The following is a 25,939-nucleotide window of genomic DNA, read 5'->3' on the forward strand; positions in this document are numbered from 1 at the left end:
CAGAAAGCCCATACTAGAGGATCTGTAATTTCTGGAGAGCGACGCGACACGGAGCGCGGTTTCTGCGTAGAAGCCAACGACTAACCTGCTACCTGTCCGTTCGCGCTTCTATGAAAATGCCTTTGTTCCGCCGTGTACTGGCCTTTTCTGTTGTGGGGCTGCTGCTGGCGGTGGTAACAGGAGGCTGGCTGCTGGGCACGCACTGGGGACGGCAGCAGTTGGAACACCTTATCCGGCAACGCCTGGCCCGTCAGTCGGACTTGGTGCTGGGGCCGATGAAAATAGATTTCTCGCTGTTGCGCGACTTCCCGCACCTCACGGCTTCGGTGCAGCATCTTTCCCTGACGGACACCTCTTACCAGCGCGCCGTGCCGGTCCTGCAGATCGGCCGGGCCGATGTGCGGCTGGAGTTGCGCCACATCTGGCGGGGTGAGTTCCGGGTCAGCCACCTCACCATCCGGGATGCCGTGTTCCGACAGGTGACCGACTCACTGGGCCGCGACTGGGGCCTGCGCGGCAAAGGTCCGCGCCGGAGCCAGCCCAAAGCGCCCCCCGATTTCGACCTGGATTCTCTGCTGCTGCTGAACGTGCGGGTTATTGACCGCAACGAGCTTCATAACGGCGGTTTTTCAGCCTCCGTGCGCCAGGGCCGGCTGCGGGTGCAGGTGCAGGCTGGACAGGCAAACGTGTGGGGGCGGCTGAATGGGCAGCTGGTGTATCTGCGCAGCAGCCGGGGCAACCTGTTTGAGCAGGAACCCGTGGTGGCCCGTATCCGCTACCGCTATGATTTTCGGCGGCGGGAAGGCACGTTTGAGCGTACCCGCGCCACGCTCAACGGCGACACGGTGCTGGTAAATGGCACGCACCGTGGCGCCAGCCCTACGGAACTCCGTGGCACCCATCTTAACCTCACGTTTCAGGGCAATCAGCCGTTGCTGGAGATTCTGCATACGGCCTTACCGCCTGGGCTGGAGCGGTTTCTGCGTGGTGCCCGGAGCCCCAGTCACGCCCATATTCAGTATACCATCCGGGGCTTCAGCGGCCCTACCACCCGACCACGCACGGTGCTACATTTTTCCATGCGCAACGCCCAGGTGCAGTGGGCCGATTCGGCGCGGCGGATTAAGCGCTGGGACGCCCGGGGTACCTTCGACAACGGGCCGGGCCACACGCCTCGCACCACGTCGCTGCGGTTTGACCAGTGCCGGCTATACTCGGAAGCCGGCCAGCTGGATGCGGTGCTGTTGGTGCGCGATTTTACCCGCCCCCATTTGCGGGGTCACGTACGCGGGCGTACGGAGCTGCAGACGCTGGCGTCAGTGGTGGTACCCGATTTGTGGCGGGCGCGCCAGGGCCAGGCGGCACTGGATCTGGAGCTGAACGGAATTCTGCCAGCCATTCCGAACCGCACTACCCGCCGGGCGCTGCTGGCCGATACGCTGCTGCCGCCCATTTCCGCCCGGGGCACCGTACGCCTCGAGAATGCCACCTTTGATATTCCGAGCCGCCGGGCCCGCATGAGCAATCTGAACGTACAGGTGCGGCTGCAGGACAGCATCTGGCGGCTGGAAAACCTAGCGGGCCGGCTCAACGGCATGCGCGTACAGGCCAATGCTACCACCACCCATCTGCTGGCCTATTTCAGTGGGCAGCACTCCACTACGCGCGTAGAGGGCACTTTCGCGGTAGATGAAATTCAGTTGAATGAGTTGCGCCGCCTGCTGGCGGCTCCCAGCGGTGGGCGCAAAAAGCCGGCCCAGCCACGCCGGGCGGGCGAAACCCGCAACCAGGCCCTGGCCGCCCGCGCCCTTAATGTTCTGCCACCCGGCCTGCGGCTGAATGTGGCCCTGCGCTGCCAGCGGCTGGTGGTAGGTCACGATACACTCCGGCGCATGGCCGCCACGGTGCGCCACGACGGCCACAATGTGCAGCTCCGCGACCTGCACGTAGAAGTGTGGGGAGGGCAGCTCAGCGGGTTGGTCAGTTGGCCTACCGATACCCTAAACCTGCAGCCCATAGCGGCCCGCTTGGCAGTGCACTTCCCCGCCCTTAGCTACCAGCAGCTACTGGCCCGAATCACCCGCCCAAGTCGCCGGCCCACCAAGGCAGCGCCCGACCCAACGCTGCGTGACGTGCTGCTGGCGGCTAACAGCGACGTTACGGCCACCATTGACCGGCTGCAGCTGCCCGGCTCCGACGAGTTGACTCAGGTGCAGGTCCGGCTGAAAAAAAACGGGCCCGACTTTCAGATTCCGGCGTTTACGTTCCGGACGGGCATGGGTGGGGAAGGCCGCATCAGTGCCAGTGCGCGGCTGGCTGGCCGCCACCTCAGCCGCGCCCGTGCCGACCTGGACCTTCGCTACGCCACGCTGGATGTGCAAGCGCTGCTGCAGCTGCTGGCGGCCCTGAGTACGGTACCGGAACAACCCACCGACAGCACCCGCAGCCGACCGCGCCGGGCAGCCGGCACGCCCTCCCCTTTTCTTGATGGCACCGTGACGGGGCAGGTTCGCGTAACGGCGGATGCGATGCACTACGGAGCCCTGCGCGGCCGGAATTTTCGGTTGACGAGCCGTCTGGAGACAGGCAGGGCACGGGTGGAAGAATGCTCGATGCAGGCTTTTGGCGGGCAGCTGCAGCTGAAGGGTATTCTGCAAACCGATTCGGGGGCGAACCATCACCCGTTGCACGCCCAGGTGCGGGTGCAGCAGGTGCAGCTGCCGGAGCTGTTCGCGCTGGCGCAGGAGTTGGGCTTCGATGTATTGGGACCGGAGAATATCCGGGGCACTATGCAGGCCGAAGCCGACGTGCGCACCGACCTCGATAACACCTTTTTGCCGCGCCTGGCCCAGACGCACGCATTCCTGCGCACCGATTTGCGTAACCTGGAGCTGCTGCAGGTGGAGGCGCTTATGCAGGCCCTGCGCATGTTCAGCGCCAAACGCACCAGCCACCTGTTTTTCGAGCCGGTACAGCCGCGCTTTGTGCTGGAAGCGGGCAAAGTGCTCATTCCGGGCCTCAACCTGAGCAGCAACCTCACCGATATGCAGGTAACCGGCGAGTATGGTCTTGATGGCAGTGCGAACTTATACGTAGGCCTCAGCCCCCTGCAGGCCCTTCTGGGCAACAACAACAAGCGCATTGCCCGCATCAAGAGCGGTGAAGCTACCCGCCGCCCCAGCCGGGGACTGGTGTTCGTGAACCTGCGACGGATGCCGGGCACGCGCTACAAGGTACGCCTGTTCAAGAAACAGGAGCAGCGCCAGCTACAGCAGGAACTGCAGACCCGGTACCGGCAGCTCCTTCGCGTACAGCCCCTCGACACCACCTTTAGCCTGCTGCAATAAGCACCGGCCATTCGGCGGTGCAGCCCAATGGGCAGGAAGATGTGGCTCACAGTACTCCAGGTAGAACCGACAACGGAATTTACTTACACGCGGCCCGGCAGCCCAACCCCGTGAATGGTACGAAACAGGCTGAGCGCATTCTCATCCGTAAGGCCCCCGATGTAATCGGTGAGAAGAATAATCTGCTCGTAGGGCGTAGCACCCTGTTGCGGCCCGACGGCCCGAAACTCGGCCGGCAGCAACTGCAGCAGTTTGCGGGAGCGGGGGCTTTGCTGCGGGTCGAAGGTAGCGTGCAGAAAGGCATCGAGCAGGCCGGCCAGCACTTCAAAGCCCGCCGCCTCAATTTCGAGCACCGGGCGGCTTTCGTAGAGATGCTGCCGGGTTAGCCGGCCGATTTCCTGCAGCTGCGACCAGCAATCCAGCTGCTGCACCAATGGCTCGTCGGCGTGGCCGCGCAGCAGCGCAGGGGCGCGATCGGCGAACAGGCGGGCGGTTTGCTGCACCAGCCGATTGATGAGGCGGGCGCGTAGGTAACCCAATTCCTCGCGCCAGTCGCGCCACTCCACGGAGCCCCGGCGGTCGGGCGCATCGCCCAGCAGCTCCCGCAGTAAATCCAGTCCCTGCTGACACGGAATCAGTCCCAGCTTCAGGCCATCTTCCAGATCAATAATGCGGTAACAGATATCATCGGCGGCCTCTACCAGAAAAGCCAGCGGATGCCGATGAAACGTGCCAACTTCCGCAGTATCACCCGTTTTAGGCAGTAGCCCCAACTCCTGCGCTACCGCGTGAAAACGTGGAGCTTCGGTTTGAAAGTAGCCGTATTTTTTCTCGCTCACGCCTCCTGTAAGCGTTGGTTCTGCCACCACGGAAGGCCGGGGATATTTTGAAAAAGCCCCCAGCGTGGCATAGGTCAGTCCCAGGCCGGCCGAGCTACTGCTGTGCGCCGCGTACGTGTGTGTAAGCGTGCGAAACCCGGCCGCGTTACCTTCAAACTGCTGCAAATCGGCGCGCTGGGCGGGCGTAAGCATGCGCACAAACGGCTCGGCGGCGGCACTGCGGAAATACGTGGAAATGGCATCCTCGCCCGAGTGCCCGAAAGGCGGGTTACCGATGTCGTGGACCAGGCAGGCGGCGGCCACAATGTCGCCGAAGTCACTATCCAGGTGCGGAAGCTGTACGGCGAGGCCTTCGGTTTCTTCGAGCAGCAGCCGGCCCCCGAGGCGGCCCAGGGAGCGGCCCACGCTGGCCGTTTCGAGGGCATGGGTGAGGCGCGTGTGCACGAAGTCAGTTTCGGGCAACGGCATCACCTGGGTTTTACGCTGCAGCCGCCGGAAGGCCGAACTGAACACCACCCGGTCGTAATCCTGCACAAAGGCCCCGCGTACCGGCGGCGCATCCGTGACAACGTGGAGTTGGGGTTGCTCGGGGTAGCGGCGGCGGCTGAGCAGGCGCTGCCAACTCATGGGGGCGGGGGAATTCTCGTCGGGAGTGAGGTGGAGCATAGGGCGGGCAAGGTAACAGGACCAGCGCATATACGCCACGTCTGGCGCAGCCGGTTACGCCTCTCCTCGCTCCTCTCCCAGCCGGCCCAGGAGGCGCACGGTGGCGTAGCCCAGCAGCAGAAACACGCCGTAGAGCAGCGTAACACCCCAGGTGCCCCGGTGCGCGGCCGGGTGCAGCAGCCGGCTCACGATATCATAGAACAGCGTGACTGGGTTGGTGAGAATGTCCCAGCTGTTAAACCGCAGGAAGCGGCCCAGGTAAATACCGAAGCTGCTCAGCAGCAAGGCCACCGTGGCAAACGCCCAGCCCGCGCCCGCGCCCAGCCGGCGCGCTACCAGCTGTTGCATATCGGTAAGAGAAGCGTAGGCCAGCATCAGCCCGTTCCAGGCGCAGCTCAGAATCAGGGCCAGATCGTACCAGTAGGGCACGCCGACGCGGGGCTCGAGGTGAAACAGGTCGGTGAGGATGTAGGGCGCATTGGGGAAAAACAGCAGCCAGGCCGCCCCTACCGGCAGCAGTACCCGCGCCCGCAGCCGCCCCGCCGACAGCCCTAGCATGGTGCTCAGACCGAACGGAATCAGGGCCAAAAACAGGTTCCAGAGCAGAAAGACGAAGGAAATTTTGTGCGTCAGGAAAACCCGGAAGGTAATCAGCACCACGCTCAGCGTGAGCGACGCGCCCAGCACCAGCAGCAAGTTCAGGCGCTGGCGCAGTTGGGGCAGAGACAAGACAGCAACGGACATCGGCATACACACAAGTACGGAATTTTTAACCGCCGATGGTAACGTAAGGTTGCCGCGTTTGGTGTGTTCCGGTTAGCCACCAGTTGTCAGTTGTCGGGGGCTGCTGTTGTTATGTTGTCATTCAGACGGTCCCGAACGACGACCGGCCCGACGGCTTGCAGCCGCCGGACCGGGACGTTCTCGTTTACTCGATGCCGCCGGCGGCCCAGCGCAGGGTGGCCTGGGTCTGGGCGTACTTGGCCTGCAGTTCCGCCAGCTTCACGCGGGCCGATACTAAGGTGGCTTCGCGGGAGTTGATGAGGAACACCGAGCTTTCCCCGTTCTCGAAGCGAATCTGCTCGCCGGTCCGCAGCCGCTCGGCGTTGCGCACCACCTGCTCCTGTAAAGTCAGCTGCTCGCGCAGGGCTTCCCACTCGTTGGCCACGGTACGCACGCCGGTTTCAATTTCGCGGGTATCCTGCTGCAGATCAAACTGGAGCTCTTGCTGCTTGAGACGGTTGAGCTGGAGCTTGGCGCGCTCCTGGCGCAGCAGCAGTGGGTAGGCAAAGCTCACGCCCAGCTTATAGTTGTTCTGCAGGTACGCGCCGCTCAGACTGGCCGGCTTTTCGGGGTTGAAGGGCTGGCCGGCCTGCAGCAGGTTATAATCGACGGAAAGCTTGGGCAGCAGCTTGTTGGTGAGCAACCGTCGCTCCACACCCAGCTGGCTGAGCTTAGCCCGGCTTTTCTGCAGCTCCGGATGAATCTGCTGGGCCAACTGGCTGAGCTGCGCCACCGAGTCGGGCGGGAGGGCGCGCCAGTCGGCGGGGCCGGGTAGCAGCTGGGGCCGGGTGGCGGCGGGTAGCTCCCGGGGTTGCTGCTGCTCGTCCCAGAGGTAGTTGCTGAGCAGCAGCGTGGAGTTACGGAACTGCACCCGCGCCTGGCTCAGCGTGGCCAACCGGTTCTGCAGCTCCGTCAGCGCCTCCACCGAATCAATGGCGGCCAAGTCACCAAATATTACGCGTTGGCGCACGGCCTCGAAGCGTACGTTGGCCAGGCCTGCGTTGCGGTCCAGCAGCCGCAGCCGCTGGTAGTTCAGGCTCCAGTCCCAGTAGTCCTTAGCGGCCTGCAGCAGCAGCTTGTTGAGGGCGCCGCGCCGCTCAGCTTCGGCCAGTCCCTGCAGTGCTTGGGCCTGGCGCACGGCGGCCCGACGCTCATCAATGAGCAGCCCCTGGGCCAGCGGCACCGAGAGGCCCAGGTAGCTCAGGCCGGCCGGCGAGGTCTGGCTTTCGGGGTTGATATAGGTACCCACGCCCCGGTCGAAGCCGGCCTTCACGTCGGCCCCGAACCAGAGCGGTACCCGCAGCTGCGAGTCCCAGTCGTGGAAATACTCCTTGCCGCCGAAGGTTTTGCCATAGTACTTGCTGGCGGCAGTGGGGTCGAACATGCCCCGGGCATAGCGCACTTCCTGCAAGGCGCGCTCGGGCAGCAGCCCGGCCTGCCGGGCCACCGGGTGGCGCAACGCCACGTAGGTCAGCAAATCGTTGAGCGAGAATACCTGACCGGAATCGGCCGGGGCGGCGCTGAGGGTTGGCCGGACAGCAGGCCTCGCCACGGGCTGTGCGGCAACGGGGCCCGCTAGCAGCGCAAACACTACGAGTAAAATCCAGAGAAGCGGCCGGCAGCCTCGCACGTTCGGCACGGAGGTCATACCTACTGACGAGTGGCTCATTTGACTTCCTCCTCCTCCGCCGAGCCCGTGGGTTTGGCGGCTTTCTTAGCGTCTTTTTTGGCCGATTCGGCCGGGCGGCCCACGAAATCGGGCGGGAAGCCGTTGAGCTGCCGCCACAATTCGTACCAGATGGGCACGTCATCCAGCAGTGCCCAGCCGTACACGCCGGAACCCACGCGCAGGGGCTTGGGCCAGGCTTCCAGCTCGGGGTCGGGGATTACCAGGATGCGGTACTGCCCCTGAGAGTCGATGTTGTCGATAACTGCCACCCGGCCCCCGAAGGTACCGAAGCTGGTGCCGGGCCAACCGCTGAACACCAGGGCCGGCCAGCCATCAAACTGCAGGCGCACCTTGCGGCCCACACGCAGCAGCGGAATATCCATGGGCTTCACGTACAGCTCGGCGGCCAGGGCCGGAGCAATGGGCATGATGGTGACAATATCCTCGCCTTCCTTTATAATCTCGCCCAAGCCTTCCTTGAGCGCCCGCACCACGTAGCCGTCCTGCGGGGCCGTGATGTGGTAGTAGCCTGAACGGATGCTGAGGTTGGCCAGCTCGTTGCGCAGCTTGGCAATCTGGCCCTCCGAGTCGAACTGGTAAGCCACGGCCGAGCGGCGGTCCGATTCGGACTTGGCCAGCTTGTCCTGGTACTCGGCCTGCAACGACGACAGCTCGAGCTGGGCGTTGGTAAGCTCCTGCCGCGAGGCACCCAGCTTGTTTTCCACGGCCTGGCGCTTGGCGGTACTTTCCTGAAACTTCAGACGGCGCTGCTCCAACTCGGTCAGGCTCTTGAGGCCCTGCTTATAGAGGGCTTCCTGACGGGCCAGTTGCTGCTCGGCAATGCTGAAGTCGTTGTTGGCGGCGCGCAGCTCGGCTTCGTCGGAATTGACTTTGAGACGGGTCTGGCTGACTTTGTTACGGGCCTTGTCGAGGCTCACGGCCAAGCCGCTGCGCAGGGCCACCTGCTGGTCGCCGAGGGCTACAGTTTTGCCCTTGTTTTCTTCCAGCGACGATATTTTGGCGGCCAGCTGTTCACGGGTGCGGACCAGCAGCTCGGGGTCGAAATACTTTTCCTTGATTTCGGTGATGAGCACCAGCGTATCGCCTCTTTTTACGCGCTGGCCCTCGCGCACCAGCCACTTATCAATGCGGCCGCCAATGGTGCTGGGCACGGTTTGGGGGCGGTCCTGGGGGCGCAGGGTGGTGAGCTGGCCGGTAGAGCGGATGTTCTGCGTCCAGGGCAGGAAGCCAGCCAAAATAATGAGTATCCCCAAGCCGCCCAGCCAGCGGGCCACGGTACGGCCAGCGCGCGGCGTCTGCACATGCTCAAATGAGCGAAAGCGCGCCGTTAGCGGGTTGGTTTCTTCCAGAGGATGTTCAGCAAAAGGCACAGGATAGCGGAATTAGTCGGTGAGGGAAGAGCGGGCCGGCCAACCAGCAAGGGTAGCTGGCCCAGGGCGGACTTAGCGGGCGAGTTGCGGCGCAATGTCTCCGAAGGGACCATCGGCCACCAGGCGGCCTTCGCGCAGCAGAGCCAGGCGGGGACAGAGCTCCAGCACGGCACGGTCGTTAGAAGCCAGAATGATGGTCCAGGGCTGGGCGGTATCGAGCAAACGGTGCAGAATGCGCAGGCGTTCCGCAGGCTCCACGCCGGGCAGGAAGTTATCGAGCAGCAGCAGGCGCGGCCGGCTTACCAGGGCGCGGGCCAGCAGCAGCTTCTGCCGGACGCTGTCAGAAAACGGTGTCCCGATGCCTAAAGGCGTGTTCAGGCCCAGCGGCCGGCTGTAAAAGTCGTCGCGCAGACCTACCAGTTCCAGAGCCCAGGCCACATCGTCGGCAGTTACGCGGGGCTGGTCGAGGGTCAGGTTCTGGAGCAGCGTCCCGTCGAACAGGTTCTGATGCGCAATATTGTCGCCCAGGTAGCGGCCCAAAGCCTCGCTCGAAATATCCTGCAATGCCAGCCCATCGTAGGCCACCACGCCGGTATAGCCGTCGAGCAGGCCAGCCAGCACCCGCAGCAGGGTGGTTTTACCGGCTCCATCGGTACCGGCCAAGCCCAGGTGCTCCCCGGCCGCCAGCGTCAGCGACACATCCTGCACCGGCTGTTTGGTGCCGTTGGGGTACTGGTAGGCGAGGTGGCGCAACTCTACACGCACCCCGGTGTTAGTGGCGGGCAGCGGCAGCTCTACCCCCGCGTGGGGTGCCAGCACCGGCAGATCCAGCACATGCCCGATTTTATCGAGCGAAGTCAGAGCATCATACACCACATCCAGCTTGAGCAGCAGTTTTTCCACGGCCGAGATGATAAGAATGATGACGATTTCGGCGGCTACAAACTGGCCGATGTTGATCTGCTTGCTGATAAGCAGCCAGCAGCCGATAATGAGCAGGGAAGCGGTAATGAGCGTTTTGAAGGCCACGAAGCCCCAAAATTGCGTCAACAGGACCCGGAAATGGCTTTGCCGGGCCGTGAGGTAGCCTTCCACCAGCCCATCGGTGCGGCTGAGGGCCAACTGCTGCCGGGGCGCGTGCCGAAAGGTGTGCACCGTGCGGGCCACGTCTTCGAGCCAGGCCACCACGCGATACTTGTATTTCGACTCCACGAGGCTGGTTTTGAGGCCATCGGGACCGGTCAGGCGCACCATCAGCACCAGCAACCCAATCAGCAGCAACCCGAAGGCAATGAAGATGGGATGATAGAAGCTAAGCAGGATCAGCCCGAACAGAATCTGTAGGGCGGCCGCCGAAAACTCAACGAGCAGTGTAGAAAGTCCTTTTTGCAGCGTGGGCGTATCGAGCAGGCGGTTCACCAGCTCGGGCAGGTACTGCCCGTCCAGCTGCTCGGTCCGGATGCGGGGCAAACGCACGGCAAAATCCAGGCTGATGCGGGCAAACAGCCGCTGCTGAATAAACTCCACCAGGTAGAGCTGCATCACCTGCAACGCTCCTACCAGAAACGTACCCACCACAATAAAGCCGATGAGCACGATAAGCGACGTGCTGACGTCGCCGCTGCTAACGAAGCCAATAACGGACTGCACGCCTAGCGGCAGCGTCAGGCTGATGAGCCCGGTGAGGGCGGCGTATACATATAAGTAGGTGATGTCGCGGCGTTCGGACGCCAGTAGGCGCAGCAGGCGCTGCCCGGGAGTGAGGGACGGTTCGGGGTGGTCGGCCATAGGGGGAGTAGTGGTGGCAAGCAGAACAGACGGCTCCAAAGAGCCGGTTGGAAGCAGGCCAGCGACTCTATAACTCCTACGCACCGGAAAGTTCTACAACCTGCGTAGGACCACTGAATCGACGGCAGCTCAACCGTGACAAAGGTACGGCCACCCAACAGGCCCAAACTTAAGACTAGGTTAAATGGAGCTTAATTCCAGATTAAAATAAATCCAATTAACCGTTGAGCGCATCCCGGAAGCAGCGCGGCTACATCTTCCCGGCCGCAACTGCGTACCTTTGCCCGGTGAGTTGCGCTGGTTGCGGCTCCGTGGTTCCTCCCGCCTTTTCCCCTGGCTCCTCGGTTTATGAGGCTTTCCTCTTTTCTCCCCGCTGTTGTTCTTTCGGCCGGTCTGGGCTTGGTTGTGCCCGCTGCGGCCCAGCAGACGCCCCCCAAGAAAACCACCACTCCGGCTGCCGGCAAGCCCGCCAGCACCGCGCCCGCCAGACCGGCCACAGTTCCGGCTAAGCCCACCGCAACCCCAACCAAACCAGCGGCAACGGCTTCCAGACCTACCTCGACAGGTAAAACCACGACGCCGGCGGCCACGGCACCAGCCAAACCCGCCCCTACCCGCCCGGCCGCTACTGCGCCGCCTAAGCCCACCGGGCCGCCTTTGCCGGCCAACCTGGGCTCCACCGACCCCAACGTGCGCTACAAAAACGGCAAAACCCTGCTGGACCAAACGCGCTACGACCTGGCCCTGCAGGAACTGGAGCCCCTCACGGCTCCGGGCGGCAAGTTTGCCAAGTCCCCGGAAGCGGCCTACCTCTACGCCGTGGCCGCCAGCCGGGCCAAGAAGTGGGCCGAAGCCGAGCAGATGCTGAACCTGCTGCGTAGCGAGTACGCCCAGTGGCCGGCGCTGCCGGAGGCGTTTTTCCTCCAGGGCCAGGTGTCGTTTGAGCAGGGTGACTTCGAGAATGCCCTACGGGTGCTGGCCCAGGTACCGGAGGGCCGGCTGACCACCGAGCGGGAGAACATGAAGGCCACGTACCTGCCCCGCATCAAGGACAAAGCCACTTTCCAGAACCTGCTCAAAAGCTACCCCCAGGAAACTTCCCTGGCCCGCGCCTACGCCGATAAGCTGGCCAACGGCGGCTGGTACACCGAAGCCGACAAAGGCCAGCTCGACCAGCTTATCAGCCAGTTTCAGCTCGACCGGATCCGCTACACGCCCCGCCCCCAGGCTGTTAAAAAAGCCAGCTACAACATCGGGGTGCTCCTGCCCTTCGAGTTTAACGACCCGAGCTGGGAAAAGCGGCGCAAAAACCAGTTCGTAACGGACCTGTACGCCGGCCTGCGTCTGGCCCAGGACTCTTTGCAGCGCGAAGGCCGGCCAGTGCAGCTGTTCACTTACGATACCGGCGCCGATACCACCCAACTCAAGCAGGTGCTGGCCCTGCCCGAGTTGGCCGGCATGGACCTGATCATCGGTCCGGTGTATAAGTCGGGCTCCAAGATTCTGGCCCGCTACGCCCAGCAGCGGCAGATTACGGTGGTCAACCCCTTGTCGCAGGACGGCAGTCTGGTGCTAGATAACCCCTGGCACTACCTGTTCGAACCCAGCACCGCCAGCCAGGCCCGACAGGCCGCACAATTCGCCTTTAGCCGCCTCGGCGGCTCCCGCACAGCCGTGGTGCTTTATGAAGATACCAAGGACGAGGAAGATTTCGGGGCCGCCTACAAGCAGGCCTATGAGGCCCTGGGGGGCCGCGTGCTGCAGCTGCGCCGCATCAACTCCGACGTGGAAGAATCCCTGGCTTCCGGCTTTGCGGGTGTTGATCTGAAGAACATCGGGCACTTGGTGGTGGCTTCCGATGGAAAGAAGGCTGGGCCCTACACGCTGGGCGTACTCAAGGCCCAGGACGCTCGCCTGCCGATCATCACCTACGCTTCTTGGCTCGATAACAACCGCATCGGCCTGGGCCAACTGGACGCCCGCGACGTGTACTTCGTGCACCCAAAATTCCTCGACAAAACCAACGCCGGGGTACGCCGCTTCCGGCAGCTGTACGTGCAGCGCCAGAACCTGCCGCCGTCGGTTTTTGCCTTCACCGGCTTCGAGCTGCTGTATTACTTTGGCAGCCAGCTGCACCAGAACGGGCCGGCCTTCCAGCAGCAATTAGCCAACGGTGGGCCGGTTTCGGGGGCCGTGTTCCAGGGCATCGGTTACCCGGCCGGGGCCCACGACAACCAGTACGTGCCCATTACCAAGCTGGAGCGGCTGGAAGTGGAAGTCCTGAACCCGGTTGGCATCCGGTAGGTTGTTTGTAGTATAGAGTACCGGGTAGTGAGTAGTGAGATACCCAGGACTCTCTCAATTTTTTCATGGACTCTCTCGCTACGTCTTTCTCTGCCTGCCCTCATGTCTCACGACTCCCTACCCACTACGCCCCTCTCCTTAGCCACTTCCGACGCCCTGTTCACGCGGGCCAAAAACCACATTCCGGGCGGAGTTAACTCGCCGGTACGCGCCTTTCGCGCCGTGGGCGGCCATCCGGTATTCATGCAGTCGGCCAAAGGGGCCTGGCTGACTGACGTGGATGGCAACCGCTACTTGGATTTCATCAACTCCTGGGGCCCAATGATTCTGGGCCACGCTCCTGAAATTGTACTGGAAGCCGTGCGCGGTGCCATTGGCAACTCGCTTTCCTTCGGAGCACCCACCCAGCGCGAGGTAGAAATGGCCGAGCTCATCAAGCAGATGGTGCCCAGCATCGAAAAAGTCCGGCTGGTAAACTCCGGCACCGAGGCCACCATGTCGGCTATTCGGGTGGCGCGGGGCTACACCGGCCGCAACAAAATCATCAAGTTTGAAGGCTGCTACCACGGCCACGGCGACTCCTTCCTGATTGCCGCCGGCTCGGGTGCCCTCACCCTCGGCGCGCCCGACTCGCCAGGCGTCACCCAAGGCGTGGCCCAGGACACTCTCACGGTACCCTACAACGACCTGCCCGCCGTAGAGCGCACCATTGCTGCCAACGACGGCCAGGTGGCCGCCCTCATTCTGGAGCCGGTAGTAGGCAACATGGGCCTGGTAGCTCCCGCCGAAGGCTACCTGCAGGGCCTGCGCGACCTGTGCACCCAACACGGCATAGTGCTGATTTTTGATGAGGTGATGACCGGCTTCCGGCTGGCCCGGGGCGGCGCGCAGGAGCTCTACGGCATCACGCCCGACATGACGACGCTGGGCAAAATCATCGGGGGCGGCATGCCGGTGGGCGCTTATGGCGGCCGTCAGGACATCATGGACAACGTGGCCCCGGCCGGCAAGGTCTACCAGGCGGGCACGCTCTCGGGCAACCCCATTGCCACCGCCGCCGGCATTGCCCAGCTGACGTACCTGCAGCAGCACCCCGAACTCTACGACCAACTGAACCGCACCACCACCCGCATTGCCGACGGCACTCGCCAGATCTGCCGGGAGCTGGGCCTGAACTACACTGTGAATCAGGTAGGCTCCATGTTCAGCGTATTCTTCACCGACCAGCCCGTAACCGACCTGGAATCGGCTAAAACTTCCAACACCGAGGCATTTGGCCGCTACTTCCAGGCCATGCTGCACCGGGGCATTTACCTGGCTCCGGCCCAGTACGAGGCCCTGTTCGTGAGCACCGCCATGACCGACGACCTAGTGGCCCTCTATCTCACCGCCTGCCGCGAATCGATGCGGGAAGCCCACGGATTGTAAGTTGCTAGTTGTCAGTTGCTGGCTGCTAGTTGTTGGGCATCCTACCAACTGAAAACCGACAGCTAGCAACTGACAACTGACAACCGCCTACCTTTGCGCGAAATTTCTGCCGCCTGTATGTTCCGATTTCGTCAGCTGCTGCCGCTTTTTCTGCTGTTGTGGCTTGTTGTGCCCGGCCCGCTCCGCGCCCAGATGGAAACGCCCGCTGTGGCCAATAAGCGCCTGTTCGACCGCACCGTGGACGAGCTGAACTTCCGCACGATGGAGACGGTGTACGATAAGTCGTTTGCCCGGGGCAAGTTCCCGGCCTCGCTGCGCACCGTGAAAGCCCGCCAGGAGTTCAACAACTTCCCCGGCCGCGACGACCTCAAGAAATTGTTCCACAACTACAACGATATTTCGGCCCGCTACAAAAGCCGCTTTGGCAAAGGCCGCACCGATCTGGTGGAATTTGAGAAGGAGCTGAACACCATTCTGGTGGACCGCAACTTCGAGTTCTTTATCCGGGTGCTGCCGCGCGATGAGCGGGTGGCCCTCATCCGAAGTCTGCAACGCTACATCAAGCAGGGCGCGGCCCAGTTTAACGCCTCCGAAGACCCGGCCCCCGAGGACTTGGCCACTGATGCTGCTGCTGTGCCTCCTGCCGACGGCGAAACGGCTACCCTGGCCCCAGCGGCAGCCGCCGAGGACCCGCAGCCCGCTCCGGAAGCATCTCTGACCTCAGTTCCAGATGCTGGTTACGCTGCCCCCCGCTCCCTCGACGTAGCCCCCCGTCACGACTGGATGGACTACCTGACCTTAATGCTGGCCAGCGGCTCGTTTCTACTGCTGCTCTACCTGGTCACCAGCGTGCTCCCCGACCTACGCACCCGTCTGGATGCACTGGCTGAAAATGAGGAGCAGCCCGCGCCGCGTCCGCGCCGTCGGGCCAATGCACTGCCAGAAGACACTTACGAGAACGAGGAGTAATTTTTCAATTAAAAATTACGAATTAAAAATTGAAGCTGACTTCGGCTTCCGACTCTGACCAGAGGTTGGGACGAACGTCATTTTCGCTCTGCAATTCATAATTTTTAATTCTTAATTCTTAATTCACCCCATGATTCTCACCGATCAGCAGATTCTCGCCGAAATAGAGCGGGGCACCATCCTCATTGAACCCTACGACCGGAGCTGCCTTGGCACCAACTCCTACGACGTACACCTGGGCCGCTACCTAGCCACCTACCGCGACGCGGTGCTGGATGCGCGCAAGCATAATGAAATTGATGTATTTGAGATTCCCGAAGAAGGCTTCGTGCTGCAGCCCGGCACCCTGTACCTAGGCGTAACCGACGAGTATACTGAAACTCACGCGCATGTGCCGTTCTTGGAAGGCAAGAGCAGCGTGGGCCGTCTGGGTATTGATATTCACGCCACAGCCGGCAAGGGTGACATTGGGTTCTGCAATACCTGGACGTTGGAAATCAGCGTTTCCATGCCGGTGCGGGTGTACTACAATATGCCCGTGGGCCAGCTTATCTACTTCACGGTGCAAGGCGACGTGGAGAACTTCTACAACCGCAAGCCCAACGCCAAGTACAACGAGCGCACCACTAAGCCGGTGGAATCCATGATGTGGAAAAACAAGTTCTAGCACTGTAATAGAGCCGGTTTCTGAATGCTGTAACGCCGTTGTACCTACCGGGTGCGACGGCGTTATAGCATCCTGAAATCACCACATAGTCAAGGTTTTTGTGGCGGAAGTAAACTAGCTGGCATAGTTTTTCGTTAGAAAGCAACAGCCAGCGGTTTTCTGATGTGTTGAAAAGCTGCCGGTCCTTTCCTGAACCGAACTGCCTGATATCATGACTAAGAAATTTGCCGCTGCGGCTGCTTTGCTCGTTGCTTCGCTCGGGGCCCACGCCCAGCAGAAGCCCACGCTGGCCCCGCAGGATAAAACCCAAGCCTCTCCCCGCCTCAATCCTTTCCAGGAGCATGCTCGCCAGCTTTCCGATCAGATGGCCCGTGACCTGCGTCTGAATGGCTACCAGAAAACTCGCTTGCAGGCCATCAATGAAGAGAAGCAGGCCAAAATCGTAGCTATCAACCAGAAAAACGCCGGTAATAGCAAGCTAATTAAGGAGCAGTGCGACGCGGTGTGCAAGGAGCGTGACAAAGAACTGCAAACTGTGCTCAGCACTGACCAGTACAGCAATTACTACGATTCGCGCCGCACGTACAACACGTTCAGCATGAGCTACGGCAGCAAAGCGGCCAACGCCATTTTCGTCAACTCGGTGCAGAACCCGCTGCCTGCCAGCAGCAACGGTTCTACCGTGGGTCCGGCTCGTTCCACGGCCGCTCCCGCCACCCGCACCCGCCAGTAAACCCGATAGATTTTCACAGAAAAGCCCCACCGGAAGTACTTCCGGCGGGGCTTTTCTGTGTTTTCCAGGCAGTGTATAGCCGCCAGATTAGCGCTGCTTGCTTTCTTCCTCCTCAATGTGGTCCATCAGTTCGCGGCAGAGGTTGCGCATTTTGGTGGCCATTACCGAGTCGTTGGTGGCGGTGATAATGCTTTCGGCCATGGCGCCCATTGTATCCACGTAGAAACGCTTCATTTCGTCCACGGGCATTTCCTTGGTCCAGAGGTCGATTTTCATCGTACCCCGCTCGTCCCGGTCCCAGAGGGCAATGTTGATAGCCTTGGCAAAATGAATATCGGGGCCGGCATCGGTAGCCGTCCAGCTAATAGCCTCGGGTACTTTCTGGTCGTCGAGGGCAATGCTGAAGCGGATTTCAGACTTTTTCATACAAGTGAAAATGTGAGGAATGTACCGAATGTAAAAATGTGCTGAGCGTGGCCTTAAACCACATTCAGCACATTTTCACACTCAGTGTATTCAGTTTAAACGTAGTTGTTGAGCATCACCGGCATCACCAGCATCAGGATGCTTTCGTTGTCGTCGGCGAGGGTAGGCATGAGCAGGCCGGCGCGGTTGGGCGTGCTCAGTTCCAGAGTAATTTCCTCGGAGTCGATGTTGCTGAGCATTTCCTGCAGGAACTTGGCGTTGAAGCCGATTTCCATGTCCTCGCCGTCGTACTGGCAGGCCAGCTTTTCGTTGGCTTCGTTCGAGAAGTCGAGGTCTTCGGCCGAAACCGTCAGTTCCGAACCGGCCAGGCGCAGGCGTACCTGATGGGTGGTTTTGTTGGAGTAGATGCTGATGCGCTTCACCGAGTTCAGGATTTCCTGACGGCTGATAATGAGCTTATTGGGGTTGCTAACCGGAATTACGTTCTCGTAATCGGGGTAGCGCTCATCAATCAGGCGGCACACGAGGCGCATCTGGTTGAAGGAGAAGAAGGCGTTAGAGCTGTTGAACTCCATGCGTACGGTAGTGGCCTCGGAGGGCAACGCGCCCTTCAGCAGGTTGAAGGCCTTACGCGGAATGATGATGTTCGAGGTCTGGCCCGCGCCCACGTCGGAGCGGCGGTAGCGTAGCAGGCGGTGCCCGTCGGTGGCCACAAAGGTTACCTGGTTATCGGCCAGCTGCACCAGAATGCCGGTCATGGCGGGGCGCAACTCGTCGGTGCTCACCGCGAAGATGGTTTTGTTGATGGCCCGGGCCAGGGAAGTAGAAGGAATTTCTACCGGAGCCGAACCTTTTACCACCGGCACGCGGGGAAAATCGGTGGCATTTTCGCCGGCCAGTTTGTAGCGCCCGTTGCTGCTGGCAATTTCGATGGTGTAGGTTTCCTCGTCCAGGGTGAAGGTCACGGGCTGGTCGGGCAGGTTCTTAAGCGTGTCGAGCAGGATGCGGGCGGGCGCGGCAATGCGGCCACTTTCGCGGGCCTCTACCGGCAGCTCGGTCATCATGCTGGTCTCCAGGTCGGAGGCGGTAATCGTCAGCTTGCCGTCCTCAATTTCGAAGAGGAAGTTCTCCAGAATGGGCACCACGGGGTTGTTCGTAACCACGCCGTTGATGCTCTGAAGCTGCTTGAGCAGGGCGGAAGACGAGACGATAAATTTCATATGGAAGAGTCGTTTCGGGCTTGGTTGGGTAGAGGGCAAAGATACGGAACGGGCAGCGGGTTTTCTAACGGCCACCGGGCCCGATTTGGCCATTAAGCCCCATGCACCATCGGGGATTTCGCCGGGGCCGGGCTCTTCAGCGCTTCAGGTAAACGGTGAACTTGGAGCCCACGCCTTCCGTGCTCTTCACTTCAATGCGGCCCCCGGCATTTTCTACCATCTTCTTCACCATGTACAGGCCGATGCCACTACCCTCCACATGGTCATGGAAGCGCTGGAACATGGTGAAGAGCTTGGGCTGGAAGGCCTCCCGGATGCCCAAGCCATTGTCCTGCACCGTCAGTACCACATCTTCATCGTGACTTTGGCACTGGATAACGATATGCGTCAACCGATCCGGAGAGCGGTATTTGAGGGCATTGCTCAGCAGGTTGTAGAGGATGCTGCGCATATTCTTTTCCGAAAACGACACCGTTGGGCAGGCGTCTACGGTAACCTGCACCTGACCGGCAGCCTCCGCCAGCAGCGACGCCAGATCCAGGCTGATTTCCTGAATAACCGTTGCCAGATCCACCACGGCCACGGGCTGGTCGTTTTCCTTCTGCAGCTTGGTTACCTCCGTCAGGTGCTCAATGGTGCGCTTGAAGCGGTCCACTGACTCCTGCATCATCCCAAGCAACAGGGGCACCTGTCCGCTAGCCAAAGGTACATCTGTCAGCTCCGGCAGCAGCGCGTGTAGCAGCCCTTCAATGTTGTTGATGGGGGCTTTGAGGTCGTGGGAGGCGGTGTAAATGAAGTTATCCAGATCAACGTTAGCGCGGGTGAGGCGCTCATTGTTTTCCTGAAGCTGCCGCTGAGCCTGATCAATGCGCTCCTGGGCCAGCTTGTGCTCGTGCATATCCGTATAGGTGCCAATCCACTGGATGATGTCGCCTTGCTCATTGCGCGAAGGCAATGCCCGGCCCAGCATCCAGCGGTACTCACCGCCCCGGTTCAGCAGCCGGCATTCCATTTCCAGCGCGTGCCCCGTGCGCAGGCTGTTCTGCCAGCGGGCCGAAGCAGCGGCCAAATCATCGGGGTGCATGCGCGCATTCAGCTGGCGGCTTATTTCCTCCGGGTTGTTGCAGCCGGCATAATAAAACCACTGCTGATTAAGGTAGGTGATATGGCCCGCAGGATCCGCCGTCCAGGCAATCTGCGGAATACCTTCCAGCATTCGGGTGGCTTCTGCGGCCGCCTTCGTAATGGCGGAATGCTCGGCTTCCTGCTGTTTCAGTTCGTTGCTTTTGCGCATCAGCAGCACGTTCTGCTTTTCCACCTGTGCCTGAATGTGCCGTATTTCTTCCTGCGCCGAAACATCCGTAAGAATAACCGCAAGTACCGGCACCTCATTGAACGACAGCACGTTCATGGAGAACAAAAGCGGCTTGAGCACACCTTCCCTGTTCAGCAGCGGCATTTCCCCTTTGCTCTTGCTGCTCCATCCCGTTTCAAACAGCAACTGCCAGTAGCGGCCGAATTCCTTCGGAACAAACCGCTCGAATGAGCTGCCGATGACCTCGTGCAGTTGCATGCCCAGCAGGCTCGCCAGGCAGGCATTGCCGTAGAGAATGGTCGCGTCCTGGCTCAAGAGCAGGGCTCCTTCGTTCATCTGCTCAATGAGGGTCCGGTACCCCTGATCGGCACTCTGAAGGGTAAAAATGCGTGGGCCTTCAGCACTTTGCACAGCCAGCGCATCCACGGCTCCAGTCCGGATAGCGGTAATCAACTCTTCGGCTTCCAGCAGCTGATGGCGCAGCTCCTCGTTTTCACGCGCCAGCTCAGCGGCTCGTCGTTGCTGGGCCTCACTCATGGCTGGCTGTTCGAGTCAAAATTTACCGGCAACCCCAGGGCGGCCAGTACCTTGTCCTGTTCTGACAGGTCGCCGACCAGCCGGCGTACCGGCAGAGGCAGCACCTTAACCAGCGTGGGCGAAGCAATGATCTGCTCCCGACTGGCCAGCTCCGGTTGCTGGTAGATATCTACAATCAGCAGCTCGTAGCGGCCTTCCAGGTAGCGGGCGCAAATAGTTTTGATGTTCTGCACCGCGCGGGTTGAGTTAGGCGTAGCACCGGTAATATACAGGCGAAGCACATACGCAGGCTCTGCCCCCTCTCCTGGATTTTCGGCTTCCATCGGGCCGGGCTTATGACTGCTCAAACGTCCGGATATCGAGGCCCACGAGTACCCGCTCCTGGTTCGACAAGTCGCCGATGATCTTGCGGATGGGCACCGGCACTTTGCGCACCAGCGTGGGAATAGCCAGAATCTGGTCACCCTCGGCCAGTTGCGGATGCAGCAGCAAGTCAATAACTTCCAGCTTATAGCGGCCTTTCAGGTGCTCTTCGCAGTATTTCTTCAGGTTGGCCAGCGCCGTTACGGACTTCACCGTCTGACCAGCCACGTACAAGCGCAGTTCCCAGGTTTCAGCGGCTGCAGGAGCCGACAGGTTGGCAAGGGTAGTTTCCATAAGGATGTTACGCGTGAGGAGGAGAAGTGGCCGAGGTGGCACCATTGGAGGCCGCAATTTGCTGCCGGTTGGTAGTGCGGGTTTGCTGACGGAGGAGTTCTTCCTGGTTGATCTGGCGCAACTCCTCCTCCACCGATTCAAACTCGGTGCGCAGGTTGGTAATGGTTGCCTCCAGCACCCGGCGCTTACGCTCGATTTCCCGGTCTTTACGCTCTAACTCCTGACGGGCAGCCAGGGCCAGGGTTTCTTCCTGCAGCTGCTGGGTGAGCCGGCTGGCCCCCGTAACAATGCCCGTTGGCCCCACCACCACGTCCAGGAGGCAGATTCCGTTATCCGTGACAATAAACTCCCGCACTTGGTTGGAGTGGCTCATGCCCCGGGATTTGAGGATGCTGATACCCCGGTTCCGCTCCCCGATGCCTTCCAGGTCGCGCACACTGAGCCAAGTGTCCACCAATGAGGAAACACCCTCCTCAGTCATTTCCTGCTGCACGTTCCGACCGCTGATGAGGGACGTGAACAGCGCCGTGACGTTGTGGACTTTCAAAAAGTCGATGAGGCGGGTGAGCATGCTCCGCACTTCGGCAATGTTGCCCACCGTAATCAGGTTGCTGATGGGGTCGATGACAACGGCCGCCGGCTTTTGCTCGGTAATGAGCTTGTGCAGCGTGACCAGGTGCTTTTCCAGTCCGTTCAGCGTCGGCCGCGACGATTCGATGTACAACAACCCTTGCTGCTGATACGGCTCCAGATCAAGCCCCACGGAACGCATGTTGCGCACCAGCTGTCGGGGCGACTCCTCAAAGGCGAAGAACAGGCACCTCTTCCCCTGACGGCAGATGGCGGCGGCAAAAGCAGCCGCCAGCGTGGTTTTGGCCGTGCCCGCCGTGCCGGTAATCAGTACGCTGCTGCCCTGGAAGAAGCCGCGCCGCCCGAACATATCATCCAGGGCCGGCACGCCGGAGGACACGATTTCATCGGATACCTCGTGGGCCAGCTTCAGGGAAGTGACGGGTACCACCGAAATGCCGTCCTCGGTGATGAGGTAGGGGTATTCATTGGTGCCGTGGGTGCTACCGCGGTACTTCACGATGCGCAGCCGACGGGTGGTAATCTGGTCAATCACGCGGTTATCCAGCAGAATCACGCAGTCCGACACGTATTCTTCCAGGCCCTGGCGGGTGAGGGAACCTTCGCCCCGTTCGGCCGTGATGATGGTGGTTACACCTTTGTCCTTGAGCCAGCGGAACAGCCGGCGGATTTCGGAGCGTAGCACGGCCTGATTCGGAAAGCCCGAGAACAGGGCCTCAATAGTATCGAACACCACGCGCTTGGCCCCAATGGAGTCAATGGCGTAGCCTAACCGGATAAACAGGCCTTCCAGATCGTACTCGCCGGTTTCCTCAATTTCGGAGCGGTCAACGTGGACATGGTCGAGCTTGAGCTTGCCAGCGGCCTGCAACGCTTTGAGGTCGAAGCCCAGAGACGTGACGTTGGCTGCCAGTTCGTCAGCGGTTTCCTCGAAGGCCATCAGTACGCCGGGCTCGTCGTGGTTAAGGATGCCGCGCACCAGAAACTCCACGCCCATGAGGGTTTTGCCGCAGCCCGCGCTGCCGCAGACCAGCGTGGGACGACCCAAGGGCAGTCCTCCTTCGGTAATTTCATCCAGCCCATCAATGCCCGTGGGAGCCTTGGGTAACTGGGGGCGCGCAGCGGCCGAAGAAGCTATTATATCCTGCATATATTACTAGAGTTTCCTTCAAAGATACGCATTCAGGCAGCAGCAGTTCGGCCCGCGGGTTCCTGCACAGAATGGCCGGAGTAGATACTGTGTGTAGGGTTTCGGGGCCGTTTCTGCCTCATGATGGCCGGCACCAAGCCCAACGGCTGCGGCAGTAATTGCGCCGGTAGGTAGCAGCAGGCTGCCCGCTACGAGGTGCGCCTGACAGCAGTACCAGCCCTGCGGGTCTATGCCCATTCGCTTCCAGAAGGAAGCCGAAGACACGCTGCAAACCAACGGCTGCATAGGTTCCTAACGGAGGCTGCAAGCCCGACTCACCGGCCCGGAGCGCAAAGCCGATCTGTTGCAGGATTTACTGCCGACGCTGCCGCTGGGTGATTGGTTCCGTCCGACAGGCGGCAGCCTGTCAGGCCGGTTGCCGGACGGGCCAGCCGCACCGTTATAGTCGTTCGGGGGGTAGCTAACGGCAACCGGTCCGACGGCTGCCAGCCGCCGGACCGGTGCCATGCGGGCATTCATAGCAGCCGAAGGACGCTGCTGTAAAGCACCCATACCACCATCAACAGAATAGGCACTATCAGCACTACGATGACCGCATTCAACAGAAGCACCTGCCCCAGCTCCACCTCGCTGCTGCTGCGGTAACGGATATACAAAGCTAAGGGGCGTGAACAACAACCAATGCAACAGCCCTTTAAACAACACTTCGAAGATAAAATCGAACCAGACCTGAGTCAATGCGTGACTACGCAGTGGCACCCTTAAAACCGGGCGTACCGCCGTTTCCGCCGCCAGGCGCGCACGGCTCCGAATAGGGCCAGCAGCACGAGCGGCACGCCCAGGTTCAGCAGCTGCCAGCGGCGGCGTTCCTCCACTACCTGCAGCTTATCGAGGGGGCGCAGGGTGATTTGCTTGCCGCGCACGGCAATCAGGCCCGATTCGTCGAGCATGTAGTCCACGGCATTGAGCAGCAGCTCGCGGTTGGCAAACTCGGTGCTGGCGAGGCGGTCAAAGCCCAGGCGGAAGGGCCGGTTGGTTTTGGGGTCCACCTCATTGCGCACAAAGTCACCATCCGATACCACTAGCACTTTGGCGGGCTTGGCCCCGGCGGGCGTGGCGGGCTGAAAGTTGGTGGTGCCGGGCTCGGCGCGGTTGGCGTAGAGGGAGCCGAACTGGCCCTCGAGCAGGTAGCCTACGGGCTTGAATTGCGAAGTGTAGAGCTTGGGGTTGGGCTCCAGACGGGCGTCGTTCAGGTTCACGGGCACGGGAGAAGGCAGCACCCGGGTGTAGCGCGAGGTAAACAGCAGCGGCGTTTTGCGGATGCCGGCGGCCTTCACCGTGTCCATGCTGCTCACGAATTTGGTGTACACCGCATCGAGGTTACGGGTGATGGGGTGCGGGCTAAACTTGTTGATGAGCGGGTAGAACTGCCAGGGCATGGGCTCCACCTTGGGCTTGTTACCGGTCATACCCGTTACCAGCGGAATTACGCCGGAGTTGAGGTCGAGCAGCAGATCAGGGTTCACGCGCACGCCGTACTTGAACAGCAGGTCATCCAGGTTATGCGACTGGGGGAAGGCCAGCATGCCGCCCCGGCTGGCGCTGTCGAGGTTCACGCGCATAGCATCCACGAAGAACAGCGCGTTACCGCCTCGGGTGATAAACTGGTCGAGCTTGAACTTCTCGGGCTCGGTGTATGCCCCGGCCGGCTTGGCCACGATGATGGCGCTGAGCGTCTGCAGCGCCTCGGGCCGCGACTGGGCCAGGTTCACCCGGAACACGTCATAGTATTGGCTCAGGGAGCCAATCAGGTCGCCGGCTTCCACGTTGGTCAGCTCGCCGTGGCCTTCCACTACCCCAATGCGCTTGCGCTGGCCGGGGCTGAGCTTGCGGATGGCCGAGGCCAGCTCGTACTCCAGCCCTTCGATGCTCTGGTTGAGGCGCACATCGGAGGGGGCGGCCTGGTTACCGCGCAGCAGCAGCACGTTCTGCTCTTTGCCGCCGGCCGATACCACGGCCCAGGGGAAGATGATTTTCTCCACGCGCTTGCCGTTCTCGTTGGCCCCCAGATTGGTGGGGCTCAGGCCCTTCTTGAACAGCGTCTGGTAATAGTCGTTGCGGGCCTTCTCGGTGCCGGCCGCCGAGGGGTCTACGAACACATAGTGCAGGTTGGAGCCGCTGTGCAGCTGCATTTCGTTCAGCGTTTCGCGCACCGACTGCTGCAGCCGCCGGAAGGCCGGCGGGAAGTCGCCATCCAGGTACACCGTTACGGTAACCGGCTGCTTAAGTCCAGAAAGCAGCGTCTGAGTGGCCGCCGACATAGTGTAGCGCTTTTCCTCCGTGAGGTCGAGGCGGAAGAAGTACAGCCCCCCGAGGAAGTTGAGCAGCAGCAGCCCCAGCAGCACCGCCCCGAAGCGCGTCAGGTCGCGTTTTTTAGCTGATGCCGAATTAGCTGTTAGCTGATGGCTGTTAGCTGATGGCTGTTGTTCTGTACTCACTTGTGAATGTCTTTTTATGTCAGGTCGGCCCCCAAATCTGGTTACCAACCACTCACTTTCTGTTAAGAAAAGCTAACAGTTAATAGCCGTTAGCCAACAGCTCAAAAACCCTTACCAGTTACGGCTTTGCAGCACCAGGCGCGTGGCCAGCAGGCAGCCGACAATCAGGCTCAAGAAGTACAGCAGGTCGCGGGAGTCGATGAGGCCTTTGGCCAAGTCGCGGTAGTGGGCGGCAATGCCCAACTGCCCGATATAGTAGGCCAGGCCGCCATCAAACACTGAAGCCAGCGAATCGAAGCCGGAGTACACCAGAAAGCACCCCACCACGGCCGCCAAAAAGGCCACAATCTGGTCCCGCGTCAGGGCTGAGGCCAGCACCCCGATGGCGGCAAACACGGCTGCCAGCAGCGCCAGCCCCAGGTAGGAGCCCACCGTCGCGGCCGAATCGATGTTGCCGGCAGGGTTGCCCAGCTGGTACACCGAGTAGTAGTAGAGCAGCGTGGGCACCAGGGCCAGCAACGCCAGCAGCAGGCAGGCCAGATACTTGCCCCCGATAATCTGGCCGTCGGTGAGCGGGCGGGTGAGCAACAACTCCATGGTCCCGGCCTTCTTTTCCTCGGCAAATGTGCGCATGGTGAGGCCCGGAATCAGGAACAGGAAAATCCAGGGGGCAATGTTGAACAGCGTCTGCAAATCGGCAAACCCGTAGTCGAGCACCGAGCTATCCGGAAACACCCACACGAACAGGCCGGTAGCCACCAGAAACACCCCCAGCACCACGTAGGCCACGGGCGAGTTCAGGAAGCTGTTGAATTCTTTGCGAAGTATTGCGAGCATGTAGGCAACCGTGGTAGTTGATTTAATACAACTGTCATCCTGAGCGGAGCGAAGGACCTTTTCACGAGTGAGAAAGTTATTCCAACGTGAGAAGGTCCTTCGCTCCGCTCAGGATGACAGGATT

At 61.0% G+C, this 25,939-nt stretch carries 19 protein-coding genes; 6 read left to right on the forward strand and 13 right to left on the reverse strand.

Going from position 1 to position 25,939, the window contains the following annotated elements; genetic code table 11:
- Positions 1–116: 116 nt before the first annotated feature.
- Positions 117–3,347 carry an AsmA family protein gene (locus HSW_RS14535; protein ID WP_155832992.1) on the forward strand — a complete coding sequence of 1,077 codons (3,231 nt, stop codon included), beginning with the start codon at positions 117–119 and terminating at the stop codon, positions 3,345–3,347.
- A gap of 83 nt (positions 3,348–3,430) precedes the next feature.
- Here HSW_RS14535 and dgt read toward each other — a convergent pair whose 3' ends face one another.
- The 5 genes from dgt to HSW_RS14560 all read right to left on the reverse strand — a co-directional run bounded on the left by dgt (position 3,431) and on the right by HSW_RS14560 (position 10,483).
- Entirely contained in the window at positions 3,431–4,852 is a 1,422-nt protein-coding gene (gene dgt, locus HSW_RS14540) for a dGTP triphosphohydrolase (protein ID WP_052346469.1), read from the reverse strand.
- Positions 4,853–4,906: 54 nt separating this feature from the next.
- Positions 4,907–5,596, reverse strand: a complete 690-nt coding sequence (locus tag HSW_RS14545) for a DUF1361 domain-containing protein (protein WP_071883116.1) — start codon at positions 5,594–5,596, stop codon at positions 4,907–4,909.
- 184 nt (positions 5,597–5,780) lie between these two features.
- On the reverse strand, positions 5,781–7,283 hold the full coding sequence (locus HSW_RS14550) for a TolC family protein (protein WP_071883117.1): 1,503 nt from the start codon (positions 7,281–7,283) through the stop codon (positions 5,781–5,783).
- Positions 7,284–7,300: 17 nt separating this feature from the next.
- The gene (locus HSW_RS14555) at positions 7,301–8,695 is read right to left on the reverse strand and encodes an HlyD family secretion protein (protein WP_052346472.1); all 1,395 of its coding nucleotides are present in this window, start codon (positions 8,693–8,695) and stop codon (positions 7,301–7,303) included.
- A gap of 72 nt (positions 8,696–8,767) precedes the next feature.
- Positions 8,768–10,483: a peptidase domain-containing ABC transporter gene (locus tag HSW_RS14560; protein ID WP_044002523.1), complete on the reverse strand. Its 1,716-nt coding sequence runs from the start codon at positions 10,481–10,483 to the stop codon at positions 8,768–8,770.
- Between the two features lie 348 nt (positions 10,484–10,831).
- On the opposite strand from HSW_RS14560, the gene HSW_RS14565 reads away from it, so the two are divergent.
- From HSW_RS14565 to HSW_RS22950, 5 genes are all read left to right on the forward strand, one after another.
- Entirely contained in the window at positions 10,832–12,787 is a 1,956-nt protein-coding gene (locus tag HSW_RS14565) for an ABC transporter substrate-binding protein (protein WP_081768422.1), read from the forward strand.
- A gap of 102 nt (positions 12,788–12,889) precedes the next feature.
- Positions 12,890–14,215 carry a glutamate-1-semialdehyde 2,1-aminomutase gene (gene hemL / locus HSW_RS14570; RefSeq protein WP_044002524.1) on the forward strand — a complete coding sequence of 442 codons (1,326 nt, stop codon included), beginning with the start codon at positions 12,890–12,892 and terminating at the stop codon, positions 14,213–14,215.
- 117 nt (positions 14,216–14,332) lie between these two features.
- Positions 14,333–15,184, forward strand: coding sequence for a hypothetical protein (locus HSW_RS14575; protein ID WP_044002525.1), 852 nt, complete (start codon positions 14,333–14,335; stop codon positions 15,182–15,184).
- Positions 15,185–15,314: 130 nt separating this feature from the next.
- Positions 15,315–15,851, forward strand: a complete 537-nt coding sequence (gene dcd, locus HSW_RS14580) for a dCTP deaminase (RefSeq protein WP_044002526.1) — start codon at positions 15,315–15,317, stop codon at positions 15,849–15,851.
- Positions 15,852–16,062: 211 nt separating this feature from the next.
- Entirely contained in the window at positions 16,063–16,584 is a 522-nt protein-coding gene (locus HSW_RS22950; RefSeq protein WP_052346474.1) for a hypothetical protein, read from the forward strand.
- Positions 16,585–16,671: 87 nt separating this feature from the next.
- Here the strand turns inward: HSW_RS22950 and gldC are convergent, their stop codons facing one another.
- The 8 genes from gldC to gldF form a co-directional block, all read right to left on the reverse strand.
- The gene (gene gldC, locus HSW_RS14590) at positions 16,672–17,010 is read right to left on the reverse strand and encodes a gliding motility protein GldC (RefSeq protein WP_044002527.1); all 339 of its coding nucleotides are present in this window, start codon (positions 17,008–17,010) and stop codon (positions 16,672–16,674) included.
- Between the two features lie 95 nt (positions 17,011–17,105).
- Positions 17,106–18,230: a DNA polymerase III subunit beta gene (dnaN, locus tag HSW_RS14595; RefSeq protein WP_044002528.1), complete on the reverse strand. Its 1,125-nt coding sequence runs from the start codon at positions 18,228–18,230 to the stop codon at positions 17,106–17,108.
- A gap of 136 nt (positions 18,231–18,366) precedes the next feature.
- A complete protein-coding gene (locus tag HSW_RS22955) occupies positions 18,367–20,082 on the reverse strand; it encodes a sensor histidine kinase (protein ID WP_052346475.1) in 1,716 nt (571 codons plus the stop codon).
- A complete protein-coding gene (locus HSW_RS14605; protein ID WP_231501297.1) occupies positions 20,079–20,363 on the reverse strand; it encodes a circadian clock KaiB family protein in 285 nt (94 codons plus the stop codon). Before HSW_RS14605 ends, HSW_RS22955 begins: the two co-directional genes overlap by 4 nt.
- A 52-nt stretch (positions 20,364–20,415) precedes the next feature.
- Positions 20,416–20,739, reverse strand: a complete 324-nt coding sequence (locus HSW_RS14610) for a circadian clock KaiB family protein (RefSeq protein WP_052346476.1) — start codon at positions 20,737–20,739, stop codon at positions 20,416–20,418.
- A 7-nt stretch (positions 20,740–20,746) separates the two neighbouring features.
- Positions 20,747–22,480, reverse strand: coding sequence for a circadian clock protein KaiC (gene kaiC / locus HSW_RS14615; protein ID WP_052346477.1), 1,734 nt, complete (start codon positions 22,478–22,480; stop codon positions 20,747–20,749).
- A gap of 761 nt (positions 22,481–23,241) precedes the next feature.
- Complete coding sequence (gldG, locus tag HSW_RS14620) at positions 23,242–24,978, reverse strand: gliding motility-associated ABC transporter substrate-binding protein GldG (RefSeq protein ID WP_052346478.1); 1,737 nt, start codon at positions 24,976–24,978, stop codon at positions 23,242–23,244.
- A gap of 111 nt (positions 24,979–25,089) precedes the next feature.
- A complete protein-coding gene (gene gldF, locus HSW_RS14625) occupies positions 25,090–25,815 on the reverse strand; it encodes a gliding motility-associated ABC transporter permease subunit GldF (RefSeq protein ID WP_044002530.1) in 726 nt (241 codons plus the stop codon).
- Positions 25,816–25,939 lie beyond the last annotated feature (124 nt).

The organism is Hymenobacter swuensis DY53 (assembly GCF_000576555.1).
In the GTDB taxonomy this organism is placed as follows: domain Bacteria; phylum Bacteroidota; class Bacteroidia; order Cytophagales; family Hymenobacteraceae; genus Hymenobacter; species Hymenobacter swuensis.

Coding starts and splice junctions, on each gene's coding strand:
- HSW_RS14550 (WP_071883117.1), bottom strand. CDS start 7,283: ATGACCTCCGTGCCGAACGTGCGAGGCTGCCGGCCGCTTCTCTGGATT.
- HSW_RS14610 (WP_052346476.1), bottom strand. CDS start 20,739: ATGGAAACTACCCTTGCCAACCTGTCGGCTCCTGCAGCCGCTGAAACC.
- dgt (WP_052346469.1), bottom strand. CDS start 4,852: ATGCTCCACCTCACTCCCGACGAGAATTCCCCCGCCCCCATGAGTTGG.
- kaiC (WP_052346477.1), bottom strand. CDS start 22,480: ATGCAGGATATAATAGCTTCTTCGGCCGCTGCGCGCCCCCAGTTACCC.
- hemL (WP_044002524.1), top strand. CDS start 12,890: ATGTCTCACGACTCCCTACCCACTACGCCCCTCTCCTTAGCCACTTCC.
- gldF (WP_044002530.1), bottom strand. CDS start 25,815: ATGCTCGCAATACTTCGCAAAGAATTCAACAGCTTCCTGAACTCGCCC.
- HSW_RS14575 (WP_044002525.1), top strand. CDS start 14,333: ATGTTCCGATTTCGTCAGCTGCTGCCGCTTTTTCTGCTGTTGTGGCTT.
- HSW_RS14535 (WP_155832992.1), top strand. CDS start 117: ATGCCTTTGTTCCGCCGTGTACTGGCCTTTTCTGTTGTGGGGCTGCTG.
- gldC (WP_044002527.1), bottom strand. CDS start 17,010: ATGAAAAAGTCTGAAATCCGCTTCAGCATTGCCCTCGACGACCAGAAA.
- dnaN (WP_044002528.1), bottom strand. CDS start 18,230: ATGAAATTTATCGTCTCGTCTTCCGCCCTGCTCAAGCAGCTTCAGAGC.
- HSW_RS14565 (WP_081768422.1), top strand. CDS start 10,832: ATGAGGCTTTCCTCTTTTCTCCCCGCTGTTGTTCTTTCGGCCGGTCTG.
- HSW_RS22950 (WP_052346474.1), top strand. CDS start 16,063: ATGACTAAGAAATTTGCCGCTGCGGCTGCTTTGCTCGTTGCTTCGCTC.
- HSW_RS22955 (WP_052346475.1), bottom strand. CDS start 20,082: ATGAGTGAGGCCCAGCAACGACGAGCCGCTGAGCTGGCGCGTGAAAAC.
- dcd (WP_044002526.1), top strand. CDS start 15,315: ATGATTCTCACCGATCAGCAGATTCTCGCCGAAATAGAGCGGGGCACC.
- HSW_RS14545 (WP_071883116.1), bottom strand. CDS start 5,596: ATGTCCGTTGCTGTCTTGTCTCTGCCCCAACTGCGCCAGCGCCTGAAC.
- HSW_RS14560 (WP_044002523.1), bottom strand. CDS start 10,483: ATGGCCGACCACCCCGAACCGTCCCTCACTCCCGGGCAGCGCCTGCTG.